Genomic DNA, 4,207 nt, shown 5'->3' on the forward strand with positions numbered 1-4,207 from the left:
AACATCCTGTATGGTAGGAAAAGCGTAGATAACGAGCTTTTCCAGTCCTGGATGTGCACGATTGCTCAATGTAGTTAACACCCAGCGCTCTTCAGCATTTTGGAGAATATAGTACTGGGAATGGCGTAATTTCTTAGCGATTGCAAGATTCAACTATTAAGGCCAACTGGAAAGCAATCTGACTTCGTGAGTGTAATTGTGAGGAAATGTTATCGAAAAGGTATAGGTTATGATCACAGTCATGGGAAATAAAACTATTTTTTGTTTTGATAGTAAATTTGTTACATATGAAAGCGAGATATTTTTTTTCAATCTTTTTGCTTACAAAAGTACAGAATTGAAAACTCTCTGTTTCCCGCCTAGATGGCAGGATTTGCGAGATGAACATCAAAACTGCCTTGTGCATATTCGGGATGCTCCCTATAGATAAGAGTGGCTATATTTGTCTTCAATCTTGGAACAGAACATGAAGAAGATGTCAAAGGATAAAGAACTGGCAATCCAGATGCAGTTTCTTGAAGAAGCAAGAGATTATCTTAATACCCTAGAAGCAGTGTTGCTGGAAATCGACACCAGTAAGCGCATCAACTTGGAGAGAATTAACGCTGCACTTCGAGCAGCCCATTCAATCAAAGGGGGGGCTGGAATGATGGGATATCGGACTCTTAGTGATTTAGCCCACCGTCTAGAGGATGCTTTTAAAGTCCTAAAAACCCGTAAAAATTACCGTGATGTTGACCATCACGCCCAAAATTTACTACTCTCAGCAGTTGACTGGCTCAGGCAAATCATAGAATCCTTATCACAAGGAAATGAGATAGAACAGCAGTGGTTAGATAGTTTTTGTTATCCAGTATTTAAGGAACTGGGAGATCACCTGGGCGAACCCTCTCCTGAAGATGCTGCCACCATGTTATCACCCGAAGATGGGCAGGATATTATCCCGATGCTGTTTCAAACTGAAGTGGAAGGATGTTTGCAGCGTCTGGAGTCTGTATTGGCAGACATCTCTCAGCCTTGCTTACAAGAGGAAGTGGCTATTATGGCAGCTGAATTGGGCGGTTTGGGAGAAATGCTACAATTGCCAGCCTTTACGAGTCTTTGTGAATCGATAGCGCATCATATCAGCACGGTCAGCAGAGAGCGCATTCCCGAAGTTGCCCAGTTAGCTTTGCAAGCATGGCGGCGATCGCAAGCTTTGGTATTGACAAATCAAGCGGAGATTTTACCCACTGAGATATGTCTGAACGAGGTAAATATTTATATACCTGAAGAAGTACAGACAACAGCAGAAGATCAAATATTCTCGGCGGAAATTGCCACCATAGCTGATAAATATATAACCCATACAGAGGAGCTAAATAGTGTAGTCAAAGACTGTGAACCGAGAGAAAATACTGTGCGAGTTCCTATTCAACAACTTGATCAAATTCATGATTTATTTGCAGAACTGACTGTCCAGCGTAATGGGTTAAATTTCCAACTGCAAAAACTCCGTAAACTCGTGGGAAGTTTGTATCAGCGAGTCCAAACTCTAGAGCGAGAAAACTATGAACTGCGGACAACATATGAGAAAATCGCCCATCCATCTGTTAACACAAACCCAGCGTCCTCCCTCCGAGAATATCAGCTAGGATATATAAAAAAAATCCCTACATTAGAAATGGATCGCCAAGAGGAAATTAACCGGCGATCGCATGAAATTATAGAAAGTATTGTGGAGCTACAAGAAGTCACAACTGATATTCAATTAACCGTTGATGATACAGATCAAATTTCTCGCAAACTTAATCACACATCCAAACAATTAGGGAGAAAAATTAATCATATTCGGATGCGTCCCTTCTCCGATTTAGTGGAGCGTTTTCCCAGAGCATTGCATGCTCTTAATGTCGAGTATGGTAAAAATGTCACACTAAAAATTGAAGGTAGAGATACATTAATTGAACGTAGCATTTTAGAGGCCTTAAATGAGCCAATTATGCACTTATTAAGAAATGCCTTTGATCATGGTATCGAAGATCCGGCAACCCGTCGGGCTTTAAGTAAACCAGAACAAGGATTAATTGAAATTACAGCTAGCCATCGCAGTAATCGCATAATTGTTACCATGCGTGATGATGGTCGGGGTATTTCTTTAGAAAACCTTCGCTCTCGCGCCGTAGCAATGGGATTAGATACTACTTTACTAGCTAATGCCAGCGACGAGGAAATATTATCACTAATTTTTGAACCAGGCTTTACCACTTCCCACCAAGTCACCGCCTTATCTGGTCGTGGTGTTGGCATGGATATAGTACGTAATAACCTTAGATCAGTGCGAGGAGAAATTAGAGTTGATACCAACCCAGGAGTAGGTACTACCTTTACTCTGACAGTACCATTGGCACTATCCGTAGCCAGAGTTCTCGTGGTAGAAAGCAATAAAATCTTATTGGCATTTCCCACAGAAATCGTTGCCGAAATATTTTTACTGCAAAACGAGCAAGTATTCTCAATAGCAGGGAGCGCCTTTCTCAATTGGCAAGGAAACACCCTACCATTGATTAACTTGAGTCGCTATTTTCAATTTAATTGTCCACGCTACAATAACCCTGAACTGGAAACACCCCCAGTGATTAACGCTAACAGCGTCTTAATCCTCAAAGGTAGTCATCAGCCAATAGCTATCCAAGTAGAGCGTTGCTGGGGTGAGCAGGAAGTAGCTATTCGCCAAGTTGAAGGTAATATACCTTTACCAAAAGGCTTGAGTAACTGTGCAATTTTAGGTGATGGACGAGTATTAGTATTAGTTAATGCCAACGATTTGCTGGAATGGTTTGCCACTCACCAGGGTACTCCTAAAAACAATCAGTTATCATCAGTCGGTTTAAAAACAGTCTTACCTGTCTTGAATCACCATAAACTACCAGGGAGAATTGATGATCATAAAGGCACAATTTTAATTGTTGATGATTCAATCAATGTTTGTCGCTTCTTAACCATGACTTTACAAAAAGGAGGTTATCAAGTTGAACAAGCTCAAGATGGTCAAGATGCCCTAGAAAAACTGCAACGTGGTTTAAAAGTTGCGGCGGTGATTTGTGATATCGAAATGCCCCGTCTTGATGGTTATGCTTTCTTAGGTTACATCAAAACAGATATTGAGATGAAAAATATTCCAGTTGTGATGATTTCATCTCACGGCACCAGTCAATATCGAGAATTAGCCATGCAATTAGGCGCTGAGGCTTATTTTCGTAAACCTTATCAAGAGGAGGAATTATTAAACACCCTGGCAGAAATTATTGGGAATGTCACCCAAATACCAATATCGCAATGATATTGTCAATTATACCCGAATTAATGGGTTAAAAACGAGCAAAATATATAGTATTTAACAAAATACTACCATATACTTTATACTTTGCTCTACAGGTAAAATTATATCTCTAAAATACAGAGGATATAAGTCGCAAGTGTTACCAATGCCAACTAAGAACTAAGCCTCGACTTTTACACCTTTCCAGAAAGCGACATAGCCTTGAAAATGTTTAGCCTTCTCCTTGGTACTAGGATAGTACCATGCTGCGTCTTTGTTGGTTTGTCCATCAACTTCAATACTGTAGTAGCTAGCAACACCTTTCCACGGACAAGTAGTGTGGGTATTACTTTCTTGGAAGTATTCCTGATTAATAGATTCATGGGGAAAATAATGGTTACCTTCCACCAGAATTGTGTTATCGCTTTGGGCTAACACAGTACCATTCCAAATAGCTTTCGGCATAAGTGACTTGAGTGAATAGATTGCACTCTTAACATTTTGACACTCCATCAGCTGGATCCACAGTAATTCTGCCAAATTCGACCTAATGACTTCACAATTAGACATAAAGTTCATAATTTGTTATGAAAACTAGGATGTTGTACACTTTGTTCTTGGCACTTGGTGCTTACTTCCCACAAAAACATATTAATAATTACAATATCTATTTCATTTTTATTCCCAGGAATTCAACCCCCCAGAATAAAGAATTTCGAGCTTTTGGTACTGGACTATTTTGGAGTGTCAATGTCAGCCACACTGGATTAAACTAAGCCGGTCAGTCACCTGACCGACTCGTCTTCAAAACCGTACGTGAGATTTTCACCTCATACGGCTCCTCAGCAATATGGTTCTTGTCATGAATACCTACAAGACTTCCATCACTGGCTGTCTTTCTGTCGT

General features: G+C 40.3%; 2 protein-coding genes. One reads left to right on the top strand and one right to left on the bottom strand.

Annotated features, from left to right (window positions below; genetic code table 11):
- The first annotated feature begins 475 nt into the window (after window positions 1-475).
- Window positions 476-3,322, top strand: coding sequence for a hybrid sensor histidine kinase/response regulator (locus PN447_RS06180; protein ID WP_271761686.1), 2,847 nt, complete (start codon window positions 476-478; stop codon window positions 3,320-3,322).
- A gap of 159 nt (window positions 3,323-3,481) precedes the next feature.
- Here the strand turns inward: PN447_RS06180 and PN447_RS06185 are convergent, their stop codons facing one another.
- Window positions 3,482-3,766 (bottom strand): DUF427 domain-containing protein, encoded by a 285-nt coding sequence (locus PN447_RS06185; RefSeq protein WP_271761688.1) that lies wholly within the window; start codon window positions 3,764-3,766, stop codon window positions 3,482-3,484.
- Between the last annotated feature and the right edge of the window lie 441 nt (window positions 3,767-4,207).

It is taken from the genome of Anabaena sp. CS-542/02 (assembly GCF_028331085.1).
GTDB lineage: Bacteria > Cyanobacteriota > Cyanobacteriia > Cyanobacteriales > Nostocaceae > Anabaenopsis > Anabaenopsis arnoldii.